This window comes from Yersinia aldovae 670-83 (assembly GCF_000834395.1).
GTDB classification, from domain to species: Bacteria; Pseudomonadota; Gammaproteobacteria; order Enterobacterales; family Enterobacteriaceae; genus Yersinia; species Yersinia aldovae.
In genome coordinates this window covers 1545306-1565590 of the sequence record NZ_CP009781.1, presented here as the reverse complement: position 1 = coordinate 1565590, position 20285 = coordinate 1545306, and the positions used below count along the sequence as shown (strand labels likewise).

Sequence of the window (20285 nt, the reverse complement as noted above, 5' to 3'; positions counted from 1 at the left end):
AGGGAATTGCCGTGTTAAACCGTTATCCTTTGTGGAAGTATCTGATGCTGATCGTTGTGATCTTCGTCGGTCTGCTATATGCACTTCCCAACCTTTATGGTGAGGATCCGGCTGTTCAAATCACTGGTGCGCGAGGAATCGCCGCCAGTGAAACAACGCTGGTCCAAGTCCGTGACGTTTTAGAAAAAGACAACATAGCGAGCAAGTCTATTGCGCTGGAAAACGGTGCAATCCTGGCTCGCTTTAGAGATCCCGACGTCCAGCTACGCGCCCGTGAAGCACTGATGGCTGCGATGGGGGACAAATACGTTATCGCGCTAAATCTCGCTCCAGCAACACCGACCTGGCTTGCCAGGTTAGGCGCAGAGCCGATGAAACTGGGTCTTGACCTGCGTGGTGGCGTCCACTTCCTGATGGAAGTGGATATGGACACCGCACTTGGCAAACTGCAAGAGCAAACGATGGATACCTTGCGCTCTGACTTGCGCGAGAAGAATATCCCGTATGCCACAGTGCGTAAGCTCGATAACTATGGTGTTGAAGTGCGTTTTCGCGACGATAAAACTCGCGACGATGCTATCAGTTACCTTTCTCCTCGCCACCGTGATCTGGTTATTGGCTCCAATGGTAGCAATACCTTAAAAGCGGTGATGAGCGATGAACGTCTGCGTGAAGCGCGGGAATATGCTGTTCAACAAAACATTACGATTCTGCGTAACCGGGTTAACCAGTTGGGTGTGGCCGAACCATTGGTTCAGCGCCAGGGTTCAGATCGTATCGTGGTTGAGTTACCGGGGATTCAGGATACCGCGCGTGCCAAAGAGATTCTTGGTGCCACGGCAACGCTGGAGTTCCGTCTGGTAAACAGCAATGTTGATGCTACCGTTGCTGCGTCTGGCCGTGTACCGGGTGATTCAGAAGTCAAAAACACGCGTGAAGGCCGCCCGGTTGTCTTGTACAAACGCGTCATCCTGACCGGTGATCATATTACCGATTCAACCTCCAGCACCGACGAATATAACCAGGCTCAGGTTAATATCTCGCTCGACAGTGCCGGTGGTTCTGCGATGTCTAATTTTACCAAAGACAATATCGGCAAGCCGATGGCGACTCTGTTCGTAGAATATAAAGACAGCGGTAAAAAAGATGCCAATGGCCGGGCGATTCTGGTTAAGCAGGAAGAAGTTATCAACGTGGCGACCATTCAATCGCGCTTGGGTAACAGTTTCCGTATCACCGGTATTGATAATCCGGCCGAAGCTCGTCAGCTTTCCCTGTTACTGCGTGCGGGTGCGTTGATTGCCCCGATCCAGATTGTGGAAGAGCGCACTATCGGGCCAACATTGGGTTCTCAGAATATTACCCAAGGTTTGGAAGCTTGTTTGTGGGGCTTGGCAGTATCCATCCTGTTTATGGTGGTTTACTACCGTAAGTTTGGTGTGATTGCCAGTATTGCTCTGTTGGCTAATCTGGTGTTGATCGTGGGCGTGATGTCCCTGCTACCGGGGGCGACATTGACCATGCCGGGTATTGCCGGGATAGTCCTGACGCTGGCGATAGCTGTTGATGCTAACGTACTGATTAATGAGCGAATAAAAGAAGAGTATCGGAACGGGCGGACGATCCAGCAAGCGATTCATGAAGGGTACAAAGGTGCCTTCTCCAGTATCGTCGATGCCAACGTCACGACGCTTATCACAGCGATTATTCTTTATGCTGTGGGTACTGGTTCGATTAAAGGCTTTGCTATTACAACCGTCATCGGCGTTGCAACGTCAATGTTTACGGCAATAGTCGGTACTCGTGCCATCGTCAACCTGCTTTACGGCGGCAAGCGCATTAACAAGCTGTCTATTTGAGGAGTACGTTGTGGCACAGGATTATACTGTTGAACAACTGAACTATGGCCGTAAAGTCTATGACTTTATGCGCTGGGATTATGTTGCTTTCGGCGTTTCGCTGCTGTTATTGATAGCATCTATTGCGGTTATGTCCACAAAAGGGTTCAACTGGGGTCTGGATTTCACCGGTGGTACGGTGATTGAAGTTAGCCTGGATAAACCCGCAGATCTTGATCAATTGCGTGACACGTTGGAAAAAGCGGGCTTTGAATCACCAATACTACAAAACTTTGGTAGTACCCGTGATGTGATGATACGGATGCCACCTGCCACCGGGACTGCCGGGCAGGAGCTGGGTAACAAGGTCATCTCTATTATCAATGAGTCAGTTGATAAGAATGCCTCAGTGAAACGTATTGAGTTCGTCGGGCCAAGCGTGGGCAGTGATTTAGCCCAGGCAGGTGCTATGGCGTTGCTGATAGCGTTGCTGTGTATTCTGGTTTATGTCGGTTTCCGTTTTGAATGGCGTCTGGCGCTGGGGGCGGTTATCGCTCTGGCCCATGACGTGGTCATTACTCTGGGTGTCTTGTCGTTGTTCCATATTGAGGTTGATCTGACTATCGTGGCTTCATTGATGTCAGTTATCGGTTACTCACTCAACGACAGTATTGTGGTTTCAGACCGTATTCGTGAGAATTTCCGCAAGATCCGCCGCGGTACGCCTTACGAAATCATGAACGTGTCTCTGACCCAAACCTTGAGCCGAACTATCATGACCTCAGCAACTACGCTGATGGTGGTATTGATGCTGTTTATCTTTGGTGGTGCGATGCTGCAAGGCTTCTCACTGACAATGCTGATCGGTGTTTCCATCGGTACCGTTTCATCCATCTACGTAGCCTCTGCGCTGGCGTTGAAATTAGGTATGAAACGTGAACATATGTTGCAACAAAAAGTTGAGAAAGAAGGCGCAGATCAGCCTTCAATCCTGCCGTAATCGTTAGTCTGCGGTAGAACAAAAGATAAGCCCTGATACAGTATGTGTCAGGGCTTTTTGCTTATGTATGAATCGGTTTCTCATCTATTGGTTCAGGAGAAGTCAGAAAATACGCGTTTGAACCGATATTTCACCGCGTTGAGGTGAGCTATTATATCCACCCTTTGTTGTCAGGGCAGTTCGCGGTAAACTGTGCCCAAGTTTAGGCTCACTCATCAGGAAGCGCTATGCATTGCCCGTTTTGTGCCGCAGTGGACACCAAAGTGATTGACTCCCGTCTGGTGAGCGATGGCTCCCAAGTGCGCCGTCGCCGCCAGTGTTTAGATTGTAATGAACGCTTTACTACTTTTGAAGTGGCCGAACTGGTGCTGCCACGCGTGATTAAAAGTGATGAAGTACGCGAACCGTTCAATGAAGATAAATTGCGGCGTGGGATGCTAAAAGCATTAGAAAAGCGCCCGGTCAGCTCGGATGATGTCGAAACGGCAATCAGTCATATCAAATCTCAGTTACGTGCCACCGGTGAGCGCGAGGTGCCTACCAAAATGGTCGGTAATCTGGTGATGGAAGCGCTCAAACGCTTGGACAAAGTGGCTTATATCCGCTTTGCGTCGGTTTATCGCAGTTTTGAAGATATTCGCGAATTTGGTGAAGAAATCGCCCGTTTGCAGGATTAATCTGCGCCAAATCGTTATTTACTGGTTATCGAAAGATCTATTGCCGCGCAAGTCTATTTTTGCGAACAATAAAGCGCCGCGATAAATATTAAGGAAAGCCATGCAGCCCGATGAATTCTATATGGCCCGCGCTTTTGAATTGGCGCGGCTGGGGCGTTTTACCACGTCACCTAATCCCAACGTCGGCTGCGTGCTGGTACGTGAGGGGGAAATAGTCGGTGAGGGCTATCACCTGCGTGCTGGGGAACCACATGCCGAGGTTCATGCCTTACGCATGGCGGGTGAGAAAGCGCGCGGTGCCACTGCGTACGTCACGCTAGAGCCTTGTAGCCACCACGGGCGTACACCGCCTTGTGCCGATGCCCTGGTTGCCGCAGGGGTGGTACGCGTGGTAGCTGCCATGCAGGACCCTAATCCGCAGGTCGCCGGGCGTGGGCTGTACTTACTAAAGCAGGCAGGCATTGCTGTTGATCATGGTGTGATGCTGGCGGAGGCGGAGGCCGTTAATCGTGGCTTCCTAAAACGGATGCGCACGGGGTTCCCTTACCTGCAACTGAAAATGGCCGCGTCGCTGGATGGCCGCACCGCAATGGCTTCAGGTGAAAGCCAGTGGATTACCTCACCACAGGCGCGTCAGGATGTGCAGCGTTTTCGTGCACAAAGCGCCGCTATCCTCAGCACCAGTGCCACGGTATTAGCTGATGACCCTTCGCTTACTGTGCGCTGGCAGGAATTAGATGCACAAACCCAGGCGCTGTATCCTCAAGATAGATTGCGCCAACCCGTTCGAATTATACTCGATAGCCATAACCGTGTGACGCCAGAGCATAAAGTCATACAGCAAGATGGCCCATGCTGGCTCGCTCGGGTTGACGCAGACGAACAGCCGTGGCCTGACAATGTCGAGCAACTGCTGCTACCACGCCATAATAACGGTGTGGATTTGGTTTTATTGATGATGCAATTAGCCAGGCGGCAGATTAATTCAATTTGGGTTGAAGCTGGGCCGCAATTGGCCGGAGCCTTGTTGCAGGCAGGTGTGGTTGATGAGCTAATTCTTTATATTGCGCCAAAATTGTTAGGTAGCGATGCGCGCGGGTTATGCCATTTGGCAGGGTTAACACAGCTAAGGGATGCCCCCGAATTCGTATTTAGTGATGTTCGTCAGGTTGGCCCTGACCTGCGATTGCGCTTAAAACCGAAGTGCTAGCGGCGTTTGCGGGCTGAAATTCCCGACGCTCAATTATAGTCTTGTCAGGCGTTTTACAAATGCGCAGGGGCAGGGCGTGAAAGAATATGATAGAATCCGCCCCCCTGCGGGGTATGAACCCATATTGAGGAAAGCTATGAACGTTATCGAAGGTGTTGTTGCTACTCCTAATGCCCGCGTGGCGATTGCAATTGCGCGTTTTAACAACTTTATCAACGACAGCCTGCTGGAAGGTGCTATTGATGCCTTAAAGCGCATTGGTCAGGTATCTGATGACAATATCACTATTGTCTGGGTGCCGGGGGCTTATGAGTTGCCGTTAGTTGCAAATGTATTAGCAAAAACAAATCGTTACGATGCGGTGATTGCACTGGGTACGGTTATCCGTGGGGGCACTGCGCACTTTGAGTATGTTGCTGGTGAAGCGAGTTCTGGTTTGGCAAGTGTTGCCATGAACAGCGATATTCCGGTGGCGTTTGGTGTGCTGACCACTGAAAGTATTGAGCAGGCAATTGAGCGTGCTGGCACTAAAGCGGGTAATAAAGGCGCAGAAGCTGCCCTGACCGCACTTGAAATGATTAATGTAATCAAAGCTATTAAAGGCTGAATTTAGTTAAGTTAAGGGGAATTCCGTGAAACCTGCTGCTCGTCGCCGCGCTCGTGAGTGCGCTGTTCAAGCGCTTTACTCTTGGCAGTTGTCTAAAAACGACATCGCTGATGTTGAATTACAGTTCCTGTCGGAGCAGGATGTCAAAGATGTCGACATCGCCTATTTTCGCGAATTGCTGTCTGGGGTTGCCGTTCACGCCGCATCTCTGGATGCGCTAATGGAGCCATTTCTTTCCCGTCAGCTCGAAGAATTAGGCCAGGTTGAGAGAGCGGTTCTGCGTATTGCGCTGTTTGAACTGAGCAAACGTCAAGATGTCCCTTATAAAGTGGCAATCAATGAAGCGATCGAACTTGCCAAAACTTTCGGTGCGGAAGATAGCCATAAGTTCGTCAACGGCGTGCTGGATAAAGTGGCTCCCACAGTACGTAAGAAAAAGTAAATCGTTATATTAACGACTTGAATTAAGGCCGGTTTCCGGCCTTAATTTATTGATCAGTTAACCTTTCTGGAATTGTATTATGGCATGTGGCGAATTTGACCTCATTGCTCGCTACTTTGACCGGTGCGAAAGTCATCGCCGGGATGTAGAGCTGGGTATTGGAGACGACTGCGCACTTCTTACAGTGGCAGAGAAACAGCTGTTGGCCATCAGTACAGATACACTGGTGTCGGGTGTTCATTTCCTTGCTGATATCGATCCGGCCGATCTTGGATACAAAGCGTTAGCGGTAAACCTTAGCGATTTAGCCGCTATGGGAGCCGCTCCCGCCTGGCTATCCCTGGCACTGACCCTACCTAATGTTAATGAAGATTGGCTGCAATCATTCAGTGATAGCTTGTTTGAACAGCTAAACTATTACGGTATGCAATTGATTGGGGGTGATACCACCCGTGGGCCGCTGAGTTTGACGCTGACTATCCAAGGATTAGTACCCGCAGGGCGGGCATTGACGCGCGCGGGTGCCCGGATTGGTGACTGGATTTATGTGACCGGTACATTGGGAGATAGCGCTGCTGGCCTGGCTATTTTGCAAAATGAGTTGCAGGTTGATAACGAGGCTGATCGGGACGCGTTAATTCACCGTCATTTGCGGCCACAGCCGCGTATTTTGCAAGGGCAGGCATTGCGCTCGCTTGCCAGTTCAGCGATTGATATTTCTGACGGGCTTATTTCTGATCTGCAACATATCCTGAAAGCCAGTGGTTGTGGTGCCAGCATTGAGCTGGAGGATTTGCCGTATTCTGATGCACTAAAAAATCAGGTTGATGCGGATCAAGCGCTACGCTGGGCCTTGAGTGGGGGGGAAGACTACGAACTGTGCTTTACCGTGCCAGAAATAAACCGTGGGGCGCTGGATGTTGCTCTCAGCAATACGGGGGCCGGTTATACCTGTATTGGTCAGATAGGGCCACAATCGGAGGGGGTTAAATTTCTTCGTGAAAAGCAGCCTGTAGAGCTGAATTTTCGTGGTTTTGATCACTTCTCAACGGATAAATCTCATGGATGAAGCCAAACGCCGTTTGCAGTTAACTAACCCCTGGCACTTGCTGGCAACCGGTTTTGGTAGTGGTTTGTCTCCGTGGGCACCCGGTACGATGGGATCAATTGCAGCCATTCCCTTCTGGCTGTTATTGATTCAGCTACCGTGGCAGCTCTATTCTCTGATAGTAATGTTCAGTATCTGCATCGGCGTTTATATCTGCCACCGTACCGCCAGAGACATGAAGGTGCATGACCACGGCAGCATTGTCTGGGATGAATTTGTCGGGATGTGGATCACCTTGATGGCTTTGCCAGTTAATGATTGGCAATGGATAGTCGCTGGTTTTGTGGCATTTCGTATTTTTGATATCTGGAAGCCCTGGCCGATCCGTTGGTTTGATCGCAATGTTCACGGCGGCATGGGGATCATGGTGGATGACATCATTGCTGGGGTGATTGCTGCTGCGATTATTTTTGTCGTGGGGCATTACTGGCCAGCAGATCTATTTTATTAAATAGCTATTAAAATTAAGGCATAACTAAGAAGTTATGTCAGAGATTAATAACAAAGTGCTCCATAGCGGCGAAAACAGGCAGATCATAAAGACGCCGTAAACCCATCCCTGGGGGCTCGAGCCGCGCCGTCCTTCTGCCTGTCCTCACCTTACAAGATCGAGTCGTTGGGGTTTGTCCGCAGTCTGAGGTATAGCCAGAGGTTATGCTTCAGATAGTGTTATCACTCCAGCCACGTTTCAATCTGACTCTGTATTCCCGCGGCATCCAAACCAAATTCTGCTCGCATTTCATCTTGCTCACCTTGTGGTACAAAGCTATCCGGTAAACCGAGATTTAATACGGGCACTCGCTGGCGTTTTGCCATCAGTAACTCATTCACGCCACTGCCTGCGCCACCCATAATGGCATTCTCTTCAATAGTGACCACTATCTCGTGGCTGGCCGCCATTTCTAACACCAACTCTTCATCCAGTGGCTTCACAAAACGCATATCCACCAGTGTGGCATTGAGATTGTCGGCCACAATTTGCGCCTGAGCGAGCAATGTGCCAAAGCACAGAATAGCCACTTTTTTACCTTCGCGGCGCACGATCCCTTTACCCATCGGTATTATTGCCAATGGCTCTAGCCCCGTGCCAGTTCCATTACCACGCGGGTAACGAACCGCCGCAGGGCCGTTGTGGTGATAGCCGGTGTGCAGCATCTGACGACACTCATTCTCATCACTTGGAGTCATGATGACCATATTTGGAATGCAGCGCATGAATGATAGATCAAATGCGCCCTGATGGGTTTGTCCATCAGCACCCACCAAACCACCTCGGTCAATGGCAAACAGTACTGGCAGATTCTGGATGGCTACATCGTGGATTAACTGGTCATAAGCCCGTTGCAGGAAAGTGGAGTAGATAGCAACGATAGGTTTATAACCACCAATTGCCAGACCAGCAGCAAAGGTGACCGCATGTTGCTCGGCAATCGCCACGTCGAAATATTGCTGTGGGTATTCACGCGAGAAACGCACCATCCCTGAGCCTTCACGCATTGCCGGAGTAACGGCCATTAGTTTGCTGTCTTTAGCGGCGGTTTCACACAGCCATTCGCCAAAGATTTTGGAGTAAGTCGGCAAACTACCCTGACTTTTCGGCAAGGTGCCGGAGGCGGGATCAAACTTAGGTACTGCGTGCCAGCCAATGGGATCTTTTTCAGCCGGTGCGTAGCCTTTGCCTTTTTTGGTCATGATATGCAGCAGTTGCGGGCCTTTCAGGTCGCGCATGTTTTTCAAGGTTTGCGTCAATGCCTGTACATCATGGCCATCGACCGGGCCAATATAATTAAAGCCTAACTCTTCAAATAAGGTGCTGGGTACCACCATCCCTTTCAGGTGTTCCTCAGTCCGTTTCAGCAAGTCTTTAATCGGTGGTAAACCGGAAAATGCTTTTTTGCCACCTTCACGCAAGCTGGTGTAGAGTTTGCCAGATAATAGTTGAGCTAAATGATTATTCAGGCCGCCAACATTTTCTGAAATAGACATTTCGTTATCGTTAAGGATAACCAGCATGTCTGAGTGAATATCACCTGCATGATTCATAGCTTCAAAAGCCATACCTGCTGTGATAGCACCGTCACCAATCACACACACGGTACGCCGCCCTTTGCCTTCACGTTCTGCGGCCACGGCCATACCCAGGCCTGCGCTGATCGACGTAGAGGAATGCCCAACAGACAGTACATCGTATTCGCTTTCACCGCGCCACGGGAATGGGTGCAACCCATCTTTCTGGCGAATGGTACTGATCTGTTCGCGGCGGCCAGTTAATATTTTGTGCGGATAAGCCTGATGGCCGACGTCCCACACCAGATTATCAAATGGCGTGTTATAGACGTAATGCAACGCGACAGTTAGCTCGACCACACCCAGCCCGGATGCAAAGTGCCCACTGGAGCGACTGACAGAGGCGAGCAAATATTGCCGCAGTTCATCACATAACTTCGGCAGGCTCTCTTTTGGCAACATGCGCAGTTCTTCAGGATGCTGTGCAAGGGCCAATGTCGGGTATTTGGCTATATCAAGACTCATTCGATGCTCATATCAAAAGTGTTAAGTAGGCATTCACGGACTGCCAGCAGAGTTCTAATTATCACGCTCAATAATAAAACAGGCTAACGCCTGCAACGGCGCTGTGTTATAGGATTGCTCTGACAAGGCATTCAGGGCGCTGATCGCTTCCTGATAAAGATCCCTTGCCTTGGTTTTAGCGCAATCCAGCCCGAGAAGTGCCGGATACGTGCTTTTTCCGAGTTGTTGGTCTGATCCCTGACGTTTACCAATGGTTGCGGTATCACCGATGACATCTAAAATATCATCCTGCACCTGGAAGGCCAGGCCGATGGCTTCACTGTAACGATCAAGTAACGTAAGTGCCTTGCGGCCCTGTTCACCTGCGGCGAATGCGCCAAGACGCACGGCTGCGCGAATCAATGCACCGGTTTTATGGCGGTGGATACGCTCAAGATCTTCCAGTGATATTTGACGCGCTTCGGCCTCCAGATCCAATGCCTGACCACCGCACATACCGGCGACACCGCTGGCATGGGCTAATTCTGCAATCATCGACAGGCGATCTTTATCCGCCACATCCGGCATCGGGGCTTGCGCCAGAATAGAAAATGCTAACGTTTGCAGCGCATCACCGGCCAAAATCGCATTGGCTTCACCAAATTTTACATGACAAGTCGGCTGCCCACGGCGTAAATCGTCGTCATCCATCGCCGGCAAATCGTCATGAATCAATGAATAGGCATGGATACATTCAATGGCCGCTGCCGGGGCATCCAGATTGGTGGGCGACAGACCAAACATTTGGCCGGTGGCATAAACCAGATAAGGGCGCAGCCGTTTACCGCCGAGCACGGCACCATAACGCATTGCTTCGACCAAATCACTGTTACCGAATGGCAGTGGCGCAATAAAGTCCAGCAGGGCCTGATTGACCCGTTGCTGATGCGCCGCGAGTTGCTGGCTGAAATCAACTGAAGAGTGGGTGTCAGACATAGGGCTACTCGGCATCCGGGGTGAACGATGAAAGCGGCGCAGTGGCGTCGTCGCTAAGGAGGATCTGCACCCGCTGTTCAGCTTGTAGCAGGGTTTGTTGCCCGATACGTGCCAGTTGCACACCCCGTTCGAATTCGTTTAACGCCTCTTCCAGCGGTAATTCACCGGATTCCAGGCGGGTCACAATCTGCTCCAGCTCGTTGAGCGATGTTTCAAAACTGGCAGCTTTGGTTTCAGGTGATACGGCTTTTTTCGGCATAATTTTTATTCGACTCGATATTTTTTATGAAACGTAACCTTAACGGCGCGAAACGTATTCCTGCTTATGCAAGCGGTGCATCAGATCAAAAGCATTCAGGCCAAAATTTATTACCGGCTATTCTAGCGGATAATGACGGGGAAATCGTGACGTTTAGGTCTGGTTTTTAGTACGCAGCCGCACATCATATAATGATATACTCCACGGCTTGCCTATTTTTGCTAACGGCTTTGACTGTTGCTATCGATAGCGACGCCATCACTCCATAACCAGACAACTAAAAACCGCCATGAAGTTTATCATTAAATTGTTCCCGGAAATCACCATCAAGAGTCAATCTGTGCGATTGCGCTTCATTAAGATCCTCACAACCAATATCCGCAACGTATTGAAAAACCTTGAGGATGATACCCTCGCGGTGGTTCGCCATTGGGATCATATTGAAATTCGTACCAAAGATGACAATCTTGGCCCACAGATTTGTGATGCTTTAACCCGTGTACCGGGCATTCACCATATTCTCGAAGTGGAAGATCGCAGCTACACCGATATGCACAATATTTTTGAGCAGACATTGGAAGCTTATCGCGAAACACTGGTCGGGAAAACATTCTGTGTTCGGGTGAAGCGTCGTGGTAAACATGAGTTTTCCTCTGGGGATGTGGAGCGCTATGTCGGTGGCGGGCTGAATCAACATATTGAAAGCGCTAAAGTTAAACTGACCCATCCGCAGGTAACGGTGCATCTGGAAGTTGATCAGGAAAAACTGACGCTTATCAAGGCGCGTCACGAAGGGCTGGGCGGTTTCCCGATTGGTACGCAGGAAGATGTTTTATCTCTAATTTCAGGCGGTTTTGACTCCGGTGTATCCAGCTATATGCTGATGCGCCGTGGCTGTCGTGTGCATTATTGTTTCTTCAATCTTGGTGGCTCAGCCCATGAGATTGGCGTTAAGCAAGTGGCTCATTATCTGTGGAATCGTTTTGGTAGCTCCCATCGGGTGCGTTTTGTTGCCATTGATTTTGAGCCGGTTGTTGGCGAAATTCTTGAAAAAGTCGAAGACGGTCAGATGGGCGTGGTATTGAAGCGCATGATGGTGCGCGCAGCATCTCAAGTGGCAGAACGTTACGGCGTGCAGGCTTTGGTGACCGGTGAGGCGCTGGGGCAGGTGTCCAGCCAGACACTGACCAACTTGCGTTTAATTGATAATGCTTCTGACACCCTGATCTTGCGCCCACTGATTTCTCATGACAAAGAGCACATCATCAATTTGGCGCGTGAAATCGGCACTGAAGATTTCGCGAAGACCATGCCAGAATATTGCGGTGTGATTTCAAAAAGCCCAACGGTAAAAGCGGTTAAGGCCAAGATTGAAGAAGAGGAGTCTCACTTTGATTTCTCTATTCTGGCGCGGGTAGTCAGCGAAGCCAAAAACGTCGATATTCGTGAAATTGCCGAACAAAGCCGTGAGCAAGTGGTGGAAGTTGAAACGGTGGCAGAGTTAGCGGATAGCGATGTGTTGCTCGATATCCGTGCGCCGGATGAGCAAGATGAAAAACCGCTCAAGCTGGAAGGTGTTGAAGTGCGGGCACTGCCATTCTATAAACTAAGTTCGCAATTTGCCGATTTGGATCAGAGCAAAACCTATTTGTTATATTGTGATCGTGGTGTGATGAGCCGTTTGCAGGCTTTGTATCTGCGCGAGCAGGGGTATACCAACGTGAAAGTTTACCGCCCTTAACGGTGATAAGTTAACGGCTACTGTGCGTGTGGATTTTGGGATTGCGCGGTGCTCGAACTCCTCACGTACTACCTGTACGCTCCGGGTTCTGCGCGCAGGGCGCACCCAAACTGCTTTCGCTCGCTACGCCTTGTTGCGGGATGTTAACGGCTACTGCGCTTTGCCATTCTGAGCTTGCGCAGTGGTTGCTATGATCATATTCATTATATACCCAAAGTAATTGGAGTTGCAGGTAGGCAGCCAGCAAACTCATCCCGATGAGCGCACGACGGTAAGTGATTCGGGTGAACGCGCGTAGCTAACAACCCTGCGGCTTCAAGTCCGAAGGGTATAGTTATAAATCCCTGGCGGTAGTACTAGTTGCCAGGCAACCTCTGCGGCTTTTTCTCGTCCGAGCAGTAAAAAAACAATCTTTAGTGCGAAATCAATGGATGTGCCTGGCCCCTGGCTGGTAACCAGATTGACTCGACGGTCATAAACAACGCGTTGATTCATCCATTTAGTCGGATCAATTTTATCTTTCAATGCCGGAAAACCGGTCATATTGCCAACCGGGAATAACTTGTGATGCTCAAGCACTAAAGCGGGGGCGGCACAAATAGCAGCTACTAATCGGCCCTCGTTATGGGTTTGGCGTACCATTTCTACCAGTATAGGGCTGTCGCGAAAACACTCAGCCCCCTTAATACCACCGGGTAGCACTACCACATCAAACTCTAGATCCGTGACATCCACCAGTCGGACATCGGCCAATAAACGGACGCCGCGTGAGCACACTATTTCTAATGCCCCATCACTGGCGACACTGGCTGTCGTGACCTTAATACCGGCGCGCACCAGAATATCAATCGTGGTGACGGCCTCGGTTTCTTCGCTACCAGGAGCCAGGCAAACCAGCGCCGATACGCTCATACTCATTTTCCTTACGTCTAATTAAGTCATACAACCGGGTATTCTCGGGTAAAACCATACCGTGGTGGCGGGCACGTTGCAGTAAATAACCGGTAATGTAGTCGATTTCGGTATGCCGCTGACAGCGCAAGTCTTGCAGCAGTGATGAGATATTATCTGCCGTACTCTGGATAACATCATTAACATAGCCGAGCAGGCTTTCTGTTGAGGTATGGTAGCCCTCCATTTCCATCACACTGGCCACTTCAGCACATAATGTCTCAATGAGTTCAGGATAACGCTGCAAGTCACCATTGCGGCAGTTATACAAGCCGGTAAGCGGGTTAATCACGCAGTTTACCGCCAGCTTATGCCAACAGGCCGCTGAGATATCGTTATGCCAGGCCACATCCGGTAGCGCCTGATGCAATACATCGGCCAGATGGCTGATATCGGTTGCGGTAGGTGAGGTTGGGCCGATATGAGTAATCCCACTGGCGATATGGACAATCGTGTTACCGTCATGACGTGCGGCATGGGTGGTGACACCTTGCAGGATAGTGAACTCATTGCGCGGTAATTCTTGATCCGCCCCCATGCCATTATGCAACAGCAAAATTTTGCATTTAGGGTTAAGTTTGGGCAGCAACACCGTGACCGCGCTGGACACCTGCCACGCTTTTAGGCACACCAGCAAGAGATCACTTTCCCACAGATGCTCTGGATCATTGGTGGGGAGGTTCTGATTGAATGCCTCACCATTGAGTGTGATGACATTGACGGAACAAAAGGGGCGTGGTACTCGAAGCCAGCCTTGTACATCGTGGCCTTGTTGGTATAACGCGGATAACCATAACTGCCCGAGAGCTCCGCAACCAAGCACAGTAATTATCATTGAGACCTCCTTGGTATCAGCGGACAACACACGGTTTATTTCTAAGTATTATGCCTTGATTATAGACTTTTTAGTCATTAAACGTAGGCTTAGCTGCCATATGGCGTGAGTTAAGTCATTATCAACGGCTTGGCTTTGTCTACGGCGATAAAGCGGTTATTATGCTCACCATTCATCTTATCAGGAGGAGGGAACATGCCATCTTTCGACATCGTATCTGAAATTGATATGCAGGAAGTGCGTAACGCAGTTGAGAACGCCACCCGTGATCTGGCGAACCGTTGGGATTTTCGTAATATTCCGGCAAGTTTTGAGTTAAATGAGAAGAACGAAAGTATCAAAGTCACCAGCGAATCTGATTTTCAGGTTGAGCAGTTGCTGGATATTCTTCGGGCGCAATTGAGTAAGCGCGGCATTGAAGGTGCGGCACTGGAAATACCAAAAGAGATGGATCGCAGTGGTAAAACCTACAGTGTGGACGCCAAACTAAAGCAAGGTATTGAAAGTGCGCAGGCTAAAAAGCTGGTTAAGCTGATTAAAGACAGCAAACTGAAAGTTCAGGCTCAGATTCAGGGCGAACAAGTTCGGGTTACCGGCAAAGCGCGTGATGACTTGCAGGGCGTGATGGCATTGATTCGTGGCGCTGATCTGGGCCAGCCGTTCCAGTTCAATAACTTCCGCGATTGATTTATAGCTAAGGCAGGTACAAAAGCCTATATCACTTTTGTACCTGCTTTTGTTTATATCGCGTTGACTAGCGCTTCTAGCTGGTTACGATTGGTTTTTTTGGTATCGACTTTAACGTAAGCACTGCGCTCGTCTCTCACCACGACTGCTTCCGTGACACCCGGTTGCGCCTTGATTCGCTCCTCCAGAGCCGAGTCTTTTACCGCCAGCTCAGACAAGGTAATTCGCAGGCTACTGACATAAGGGGGTTCTTGCATGGTGGCACTCACGCCAAACCACACCAGCGCGATAGCCGCACCGCCAGCAAATACCATACTTGCCCCTTCCATACCAAACAGCCAGCCACCCAAGCTGCCACCAATAGCCACACCAATAAACTGGCTGGTGGAATAAATCCCCATTGCCGTACCTTTATAACCGGCTGGCGACTCTTTACTGATCAATGAGGGGAGGATTGCTTCCATCACATTGAAAGCAATGAAAAATAGCTGTACACCTGCAATAATAATCCACAGTTGTTGCCCCGCAGACCACAATACAACTTCGGCGGCAAACAACACGGCGACGCAGCCCATAAAGACCTGCTTCATGCGGCGTTTAACTTCAGCATAAATAATAAACGGCACCACGGCGGCGAAGGAAACCAACATCGTCACCAGATAGACAACCCAGTGTTGGGCTGGGGCTAAACCGGCACTGTCCATCATTTGTGGCAAAGCCACGAAGCTCGACATCAATAAAATGTGCAAGCACATGATGCCAAAATTGAGTTTGAGTAGCCGGCTGTTGTTGAGCACTTTGCTCACACTGCCTTTGACGATACTGGATTCGCGATTAAGCACATGGTTATCGGCGTTCGGCACCACTGCCAGAGTGATGACGATGCCTAACAAGGCCAGAACAGCAATTCCCCAAAACAGCGCCTGTAGGCCAAAGGCGTGAGTCACGATTGGCCCAAGCACCATTGCGATAGCAAAGGTGATGCCGAAGCTTACGCCAATAAAAGCCATCGCTTTGGTTCGGTTTTGCTCACGAGTCAAATCAGACAGCAACGCCATGACTGCGGCGGCGATAGCCCCAGAGCCTTGCAGCGCGCGGCCCAGAATGATGCCCCAAATGGAATCACTCATGGCTGCAATCACACTGCCAAGAGCGAAAATTAACAGGCCACCGACGATCAATGGCTTGCGGCCTATGCGATCAGAAACCAATCCGAAGGGAATCTGGAAAATGGCCTGGGCCAGCCCGTAGATACCGATTGCAATGCCGATCAGCGCTTCGCTGGCACCGGAAAGCGCCATACCATAAGTGGTGAGAACCGGCAAAACCATGAACATGCCAAGCATACGCAAAGAGAATACCGTACCCAGCCCCCAAGTTGCCCGAAGCTCTAGCGGGGTCATTTTATTGTCGTTCATTACCACCTCAAAAAAACATTCTGCGCCATTGTAATGATGTTAGGGCCAGTGGGTAAATCTATTGATGTTTAGAATGTATTACAGGGGCGGTTTAGCAGGGTAGGGCAGAAATAAAAAGTGGCTGATAAGACAGCCACTTTAATATCAATACGAATGGTGTTACCCGATGTAAGTCAGTAATCCAGCCGAGGAAGGAACATTGAAATCAACCGACATCATGACGCTCAATGACGTAATAGCAATGATTGAGAAGACAAAGAGTTTTCTCGCCCAAACGCTGTCATTGGTCGCTTTGTAGCCGCGCAGCGCCATACCCAACCACCAGACACTTACCGCAGCAGCGACAACCAGGTATTTGTAACCGGCATAGCCACTTAAGGTCAGCATCAAGGTGGCGACCATAAATGCCAAGATATAAAGGGTAATATGGTTTTTGGTGACCGATATGCCTTTTATCACTGGCAGCACCGGAATGTTGGCGGCTTGATAATCCTTAAAGCGGAAAATCGCGATGGCGTAGGAGTGCGGCATCTGCCACAGGCTGAAAATCAGCAGTAAAATCAATGCACCCATATCGAACTGACCGGTGACTGCACAGTAACCAATCACCGGTGGAGCGGCACCTGACAGGCTGCCGATCAACGTACCGTAGACTGATTTACGTTTCATGTAGAGGCTGTAAACCCCAACGTAGATAACGAAACCGATGACTGCCAGCCACATGGCTAATGGATTGGCAGCCACGTAGAGCAGTAACATGCCAGCAATACCCAGTACGGATGCGTAAATCAGGCTCACTTTCGGATCAATAAGCCCTTTGACCAGGACACGATTCTTCGTTCTCTCCATGATGCGGTCGATGTCACGATCGATATAGTTGTTAAATACGCACCCGGAGGCAACAACTAACGAGACACCGAACAGGGTGGCGAGAAAAAGGGGGTAATCAATCACGCCTTTGGAAGCGAGGAGAAATCCCCCAACGACAGAAATTAAATTGCCGAAAATAATTCCTGGTTTAGTTACTTGCAGGTATTGCTTAATCATCACATGCAGCTCTTCAGTCAACCATCATATTGATGTTGAGGTTGTACATAATCCAGAGTGAGCCCACTACAACGATTGCGATAATCATAGCGGTGAACAGGAACGCCACCAGATTCCAGCGTTCTTCAGACGATCCATTCATATGCAGGAAGTACACTAAGTGAACGATAATCTGCACTACAGCTAAACCGACCACCGTGGCCAGAATAGTGGTATGAGAAGCGGTACCGCTCATCACCATCGCAAATGGAATCACAGTCAGAATGACCGACAGAATGAAGCCGATAAGATATGACTTCAAGCTACCGTGGCTGGCTCCACCGTGAGTCGTTGTTGGATGACCAGATGTTTGGTGACTCATTATATGGCTCCTAACAGATAGACAACGGTGAATACGCAGATCCACACCACGTCCAGGAAGTGCCAGAACAAGCTCAGACACATCAGGCGGGTACGGTTAGTTTCATTCAGGCCGCGTTTTGCAACTTGAATCATCATAATGATGATCCAAACCAGGCCAGCGGTAACGTGAATACCGTGGGTGGCAACCAGTGCGAAGAAGCTGGACAGGAACGCACTGCGATCCGGGCCATAGCCTTCAGCAATCAGGTGATGGAATTCATAGATTTCCATTGCCACAAAGCCCAGGCCGAACAGGAAGGTCAGACCTAACCAGGTGTTAACCTGGTTTTTGTGGCCTTTGTTCATGCCCAGCATAGCGATGCCGTAAGTAATACTACTGAACAGCAACAGGAAGGTTTCAACCAGAACAAAGTTCAAGTCGAAGATATCCCGGCCTGAAGGGCCGCCAGCGGTTCCGTTTACCAGCACTGCATAAGTTGCGAACAATGTCGCAAACAAAATACAGTCGCTCATCAGGTAGATCCAGAAGCCAAAGACTTTCGTCGCTCCTGCATCGTGATGCCCATGCTCTGCATGGGCGACGTTATGGTTAGTCAGAGTTTCAGTTGACATGATTCACGCCTGCTTTGCTGATTTGTTCATGATGAAGATCTTCAATGCGCTCCACTTCTGCAACCGGCACATAGTAATCAACATCCTCGTCGAAGCTTTTCACAATCCAGGTCACAATCATGCCGACGAAGCCAACGATGGCCAGCCACCAGATGTACCAGATCATGGCAAAGCCGAAGATCAAGCTGAAGCCAGCAATAATCACACCTGCACCGGTATTCTTCGGCATGTGGATTTCTTCGTATTTCGCTGGGCGTTTGTATGCTTCGCCTTTCTCTTTCATATCCCAGAATTCGTCACGGTCAGTCACTTCAGGTACAACGGCGAAGTTATAGAACGGCGGCGGGGAAGAGGTAGACCACTCCAGCGTACGGCCACCCCACGGGTCACCGGTCAGGTCACGATTCTGCTCGCGGTCACGAATACTGACGAACACCTGGATAACCTGGCACAAGATACCGCAGGCAATCAGTACAGCGCCCCCAGCGGCCACCATCAACATTGAGTGGAACTCAGGGTTGATATCCTGGCTCAAACGACGGGTCATGCCCATAAAGCCCAGTACGTACAGCGGCATAAAGGCAACGAAGAAGCCGATAATCCAGAACCAGAAGGCACGGATACCCCATTTCTCGTTTAGCGTAAAGCCAAAGGACTTAGGCCACCAATAAGTCAGACCAGCGAAGCAACCGAACACCACACCACCAATAATCACGTTATGGAAGTGGGCAATCAGGAACAGACTGTTATGCAGCACGAAGTTTGCACCCGGAACCGCCAGCAGAACCCCGGTCATCCCACCGATAGAGAAGGTGATGATGAAGCCAATGGTCCACAGCATTGCTGAGTTAAGCTGAATACGGCCTTGGTACATAGTGAACAGCCAGTTGAAGATTTTCACCCCGGTTGGGATGGAAATGATCATCGTCGCGATACCGAAGAAGGCGTTAACGTTGGCACCGGACCCCATAGTAAAGAAGTGGTGTAGCCAAACAATAAACGACAGAACGGTAATCGCGATGGTGGCCCACACTAAAGAGGTGTAACCAAACAAGCGTTTTCTGGAGAAGGTCGCGGTCACTTCGGAGAACACACCGAACACCGGCAGAACCAGAATGTACACTTCCGGATGGCCCCAGGCCCAAATCAGGTTGATGTACATCATCATGTTGCCACCCATATCATTGGTAAAGAAATGGGTGCCAAGGTAGCGGTCCAGCGTCAGTAACGCGACGGTCACAGTCAGGATCGGGAAAGAAACGATAATCAAAATGTTGGTGCAAAGTGCCGCCCATGTGAAGACAGGCATCTTCATCATCGACATGCCAGGGGCACGCATTTTCAAAATAGTGGCGAAGAAGTTAACACCGGTCAGCAAGGTACCTAAACCAGAAATCTGTAGACTCCAGATCCAGTAATCGACCCCGACACCTGGGTTGTACTCTTTACCTGACAGTGGCGGATAGGCCAACCAACCGGTTTGCGCGAATTCACCGACCCCCAGAGAGATGTTAATTAACACCACCCCGACCACAAAGAACCAAAAACTCAGGGAGTTAAGGAACGGGAAGGCAACGTCACGAGCACCGATTTGTAGTGGTACGACCACGTTCATCAAGCCCACTACGAAAGGCATCGCCATGAAGAAAATCATGATAACGCCGTGAGCGGTGAAAATCTGATCATAGTGATGAGGCGGCAAGAAGCCTGCCTCACCAGCAGAAGCAAGTGCTTGCTGACTACGCATCATAATGGCATCGGCAAAGCCACGCAACAGCATGACCATGGCGACCAGAATGTACATAATACCGATTTTTTTATGGTCAACCGAAGTCAGCCATTCGCTCCATAACCATTTCCATTTGCCAAAATAGGTCAGAGCGGCGACTAATCCCAGCCCACCCAGAACAATCGCAGCAACGGTAACCATAACGATTGGTTCGTGTAGCGGAACCGCATCAAGTGTTAATTTTCCCAACATCG

General features: G+C 49.9%; 20 protein-coding genes. 10 read left to right on the top strand and 10 right to left on the bottom strand.

Going from position 1 to position 20285, the window contains the following annotated elements; all coding sequences use genetic code 11:
* Window positions 1–11 precede the first annotated feature (11 nt).
* The 8 genes from secD (at window position 12) to pgpA (ending at window position 7333) form a co-directional block, all read left to right on the top strand.
* Complete coding sequence (secD, locus tag AT01_RS07295) at window positions 12–1859, top strand: protein translocase subunit SecD (RefSeq protein WP_004705586.1); 1848 nt, start codon at window positions 12–14, stop codon at window positions 1857–1859.
* Between the two features lie 10 nt (window positions 1860–1869).
* Window positions 1870–2838 (top strand): protein translocase subunit SecF, encoded by a 969-nt coding sequence (gene secF, locus AT01_RS07290; RefSeq protein ID WP_004705587.1) that lies wholly within the window; start codon window positions 1870–1872, stop codon window positions 2836–2838.
* Window positions 2839–3065: 227 nt separating this feature from the next.
* On the top strand, window positions 3066–3515 hold the full coding sequence (gene nrdR / locus AT01_RS07285; RefSeq protein WP_042546649.1) for a transcriptional regulator NrdR: 450 nt from the start codon (window positions 3066–3068) through the stop codon (window positions 3513–3515).
* A 100-nt stretch (window positions 3516–3615) separates the two neighbouring features.
* Entirely contained in the window at window positions 3616–4725 is a 1110-nt protein-coding gene (ribD, locus tag AT01_RS07280) for a bifunctional diaminohydroxyphosphoribosylaminopyrimidine deaminase/5-amino-6-(5-phosphoribosylamino)uracil reductase RibD (RefSeq protein WP_004705485.1), read from the top strand.
* Window positions 4726–4861: 136 nt separating this feature from the next.
* Window positions 4862–5332, top strand: a complete 471-nt coding sequence (gene ribH / locus AT01_RS07275; protein WP_004705484.1) for a 6,7-dimethyl-8-ribityllumazine synthase — start codon at window positions 4862–4864, stop codon at window positions 5330–5332.
* 25 nt (window positions 5333–5357) lie between these two features.
* Entirely contained in the window at window positions 5358–5774 is a 417-nt protein-coding gene (gene nusB, locus AT01_RS07270) for a transcription antitermination factor NusB (protein ID WP_004705483.1), read from the top strand.
* Between the two features lie 79 nt (window positions 5775–5853).
* Window positions 5854–6843 (top strand): thiamine-phosphate kinase, encoded by a 990-nt coding sequence (gene thiL, locus AT01_RS07265; protein WP_042546648.1) that lies wholly within the window; start codon window positions 5854–5856, stop codon window positions 6841–6843.
* Complete coding sequence (gene pgpA, locus AT01_RS07260; protein ID WP_042546647.1) at window positions 6836–7333, top strand: phosphatidylglycerophosphatase A; 498 nt, start codon at window positions 6836–6838, stop codon at window positions 7331–7333. The genes thiL and pgpA overlap by 8 nt, the downstream gene beginning before the upstream one ends.
* Window positions 7334–7554: 221 nt before the next feature.
* Here pgpA and dxs read toward each other — a convergent pair whose 3' ends face one another.
* Genes dxs through xseB form a run of 3 tightly spaced genes read right to left on the bottom strand, consistent with a single transcriptional unit; the run spans window position 7555 to window position 10648 of the window.
* Window positions 7555–9414, bottom strand: coding sequence for a 1-deoxy-D-xylulose-5-phosphate synthase (gene dxs / locus AT01_RS07255; protein WP_042546646.1), 1860 nt, complete (start codon window positions 9412–9414; stop codon window positions 7555–7557).
* Between the two features lie 54 nt (window positions 9415–9468).
* Window positions 9469–10389 carry a (2E,6E)-farnesyl diphosphate synthase gene (gene ispA, locus AT01_RS07250; RefSeq protein ID WP_042546645.1) on the bottom strand — a complete coding sequence of 307 codons (921 nt, stop codon included), beginning with the start codon at window positions 10387–10389 and terminating at the stop codon, window positions 9469–9471.
* Between the two features lie 4 nt (window positions 10390–10393).
* A complete protein-coding gene (xseB, locus tag AT01_RS07245) occupies window positions 10394–10648 on the bottom strand; it encodes an exodeoxyribonuclease VII small subunit (protein WP_004705478.1) in 255 nt (84 codons plus the stop codon).
* Between the two features lie 289 nt (window positions 10649–10937).
* Between xseB and thiI the strand changes: the two genes are divergently transcribed.
* Complete coding sequence (thiI, locus tag AT01_RS07240) at window positions 10938–12389, top strand: tRNA uracil 4-sulfurtransferase ThiI (RefSeq protein WP_042546644.1); 1452 nt, start codon at window positions 10938–10940, stop codon at window positions 12387–12389.
* A gap of 315 nt (window positions 12390–12704) precedes the next feature.
* On the opposite strand, the gene yajL is transcribed toward thiI, so the two are convergent.
* Both yajL and panE read right to left on the bottom strand, forming a co-directional pair.
* Window positions 12705–13301 carry a protein deglycase YajL gene (yajL, locus tag AT01_RS07235; RefSeq protein WP_042546643.1) on the bottom strand — a complete coding sequence of 199 codons (597 nt, stop codon included), beginning with the start codon at window positions 13299–13301 and terminating at the stop codon, window positions 12705–12707.
* Entirely contained in the window at window positions 13264–14175 is a 912-nt protein-coding gene (panE, locus tag AT01_RS07230; protein ID WP_042546642.1) for a 2-dehydropantoate 2-reductase, read from the bottom strand. Before panE ends, yajL begins: the two co-directional genes overlap by 38 nt.
* Window positions 14176–14370: 195 nt before the next feature.
* Here panE and AT01_RS07225 point away from each other — a divergent pair, with 195 nt between their 5' ends.
* Entirely contained in the window at window positions 14371–14862 is a 492-nt protein-coding gene (locus AT01_RS07225) for a YajQ family cyclic di-GMP-binding protein (RefSeq protein WP_042546641.1), read from the top strand.
* Window positions 14863–14915: 53 nt separating this feature from the next.
* On the opposite strand, the gene AT01_RS07220 is transcribed toward AT01_RS07225, so the two are convergent.
* The 5 genes from AT01_RS07220 to cyoB form a co-directional block, all read right to left on the bottom strand.
* The gene (locus AT01_RS07220) at window positions 14916–16280 is read right to left on the bottom strand and encodes an MFS transporter (RefSeq protein WP_042546640.1); all 1365 of its coding nucleotides are present in this window, start codon (window positions 16278–16280) and stop codon (window positions 14916–14918) included.
* Between the two features lie 159 nt (window positions 16281–16439).
* Complete coding sequence (gene cyoE / locus AT01_RS07215) at window positions 16440–17327, bottom strand: heme o synthase (protein ID WP_004703393.1); 888 nt, start codon at window positions 17325–17327, stop codon at window positions 16440–16442.
* A 13-nt stretch (window positions 17328–17340) separates the two neighbouring features.
* The gene (locus AT01_RS07210) at window positions 17341–17688 is read right to left on the bottom strand and encodes a cytochrome o ubiquinol oxidase subunit IV (protein ID WP_042546639.1); all 348 of its coding nucleotides are present in this window, start codon (window positions 17686–17688) and stop codon (window positions 17341–17343) included.
* Entirely contained in the window at window positions 17688–18302 is a 615-nt protein-coding gene (locus AT01_RS07205) for a cytochrome o ubiquinol oxidase subunit III (RefSeq protein ID WP_042546638.1), read from the bottom strand. The genes AT01_RS07210 and AT01_RS07205 overlap by 1 nt, the downstream gene beginning before the upstream one ends.
* Window positions 18292–20283 carry a cytochrome o ubiquinol oxidase subunit I gene (gene cyoB / locus AT01_RS07200; RefSeq protein ID WP_004703389.1) on the bottom strand — a complete coding sequence of 664 codons (1992 nt, stop codon included), beginning with the start codon at window positions 20281–20283 and terminating at the stop codon, window positions 18292–18294. The genes AT01_RS07205 and cyoB overlap by 11 nt, the downstream gene beginning before the upstream one ends.
* Window positions 20284–20285 lie beyond the last annotated feature (2 nt).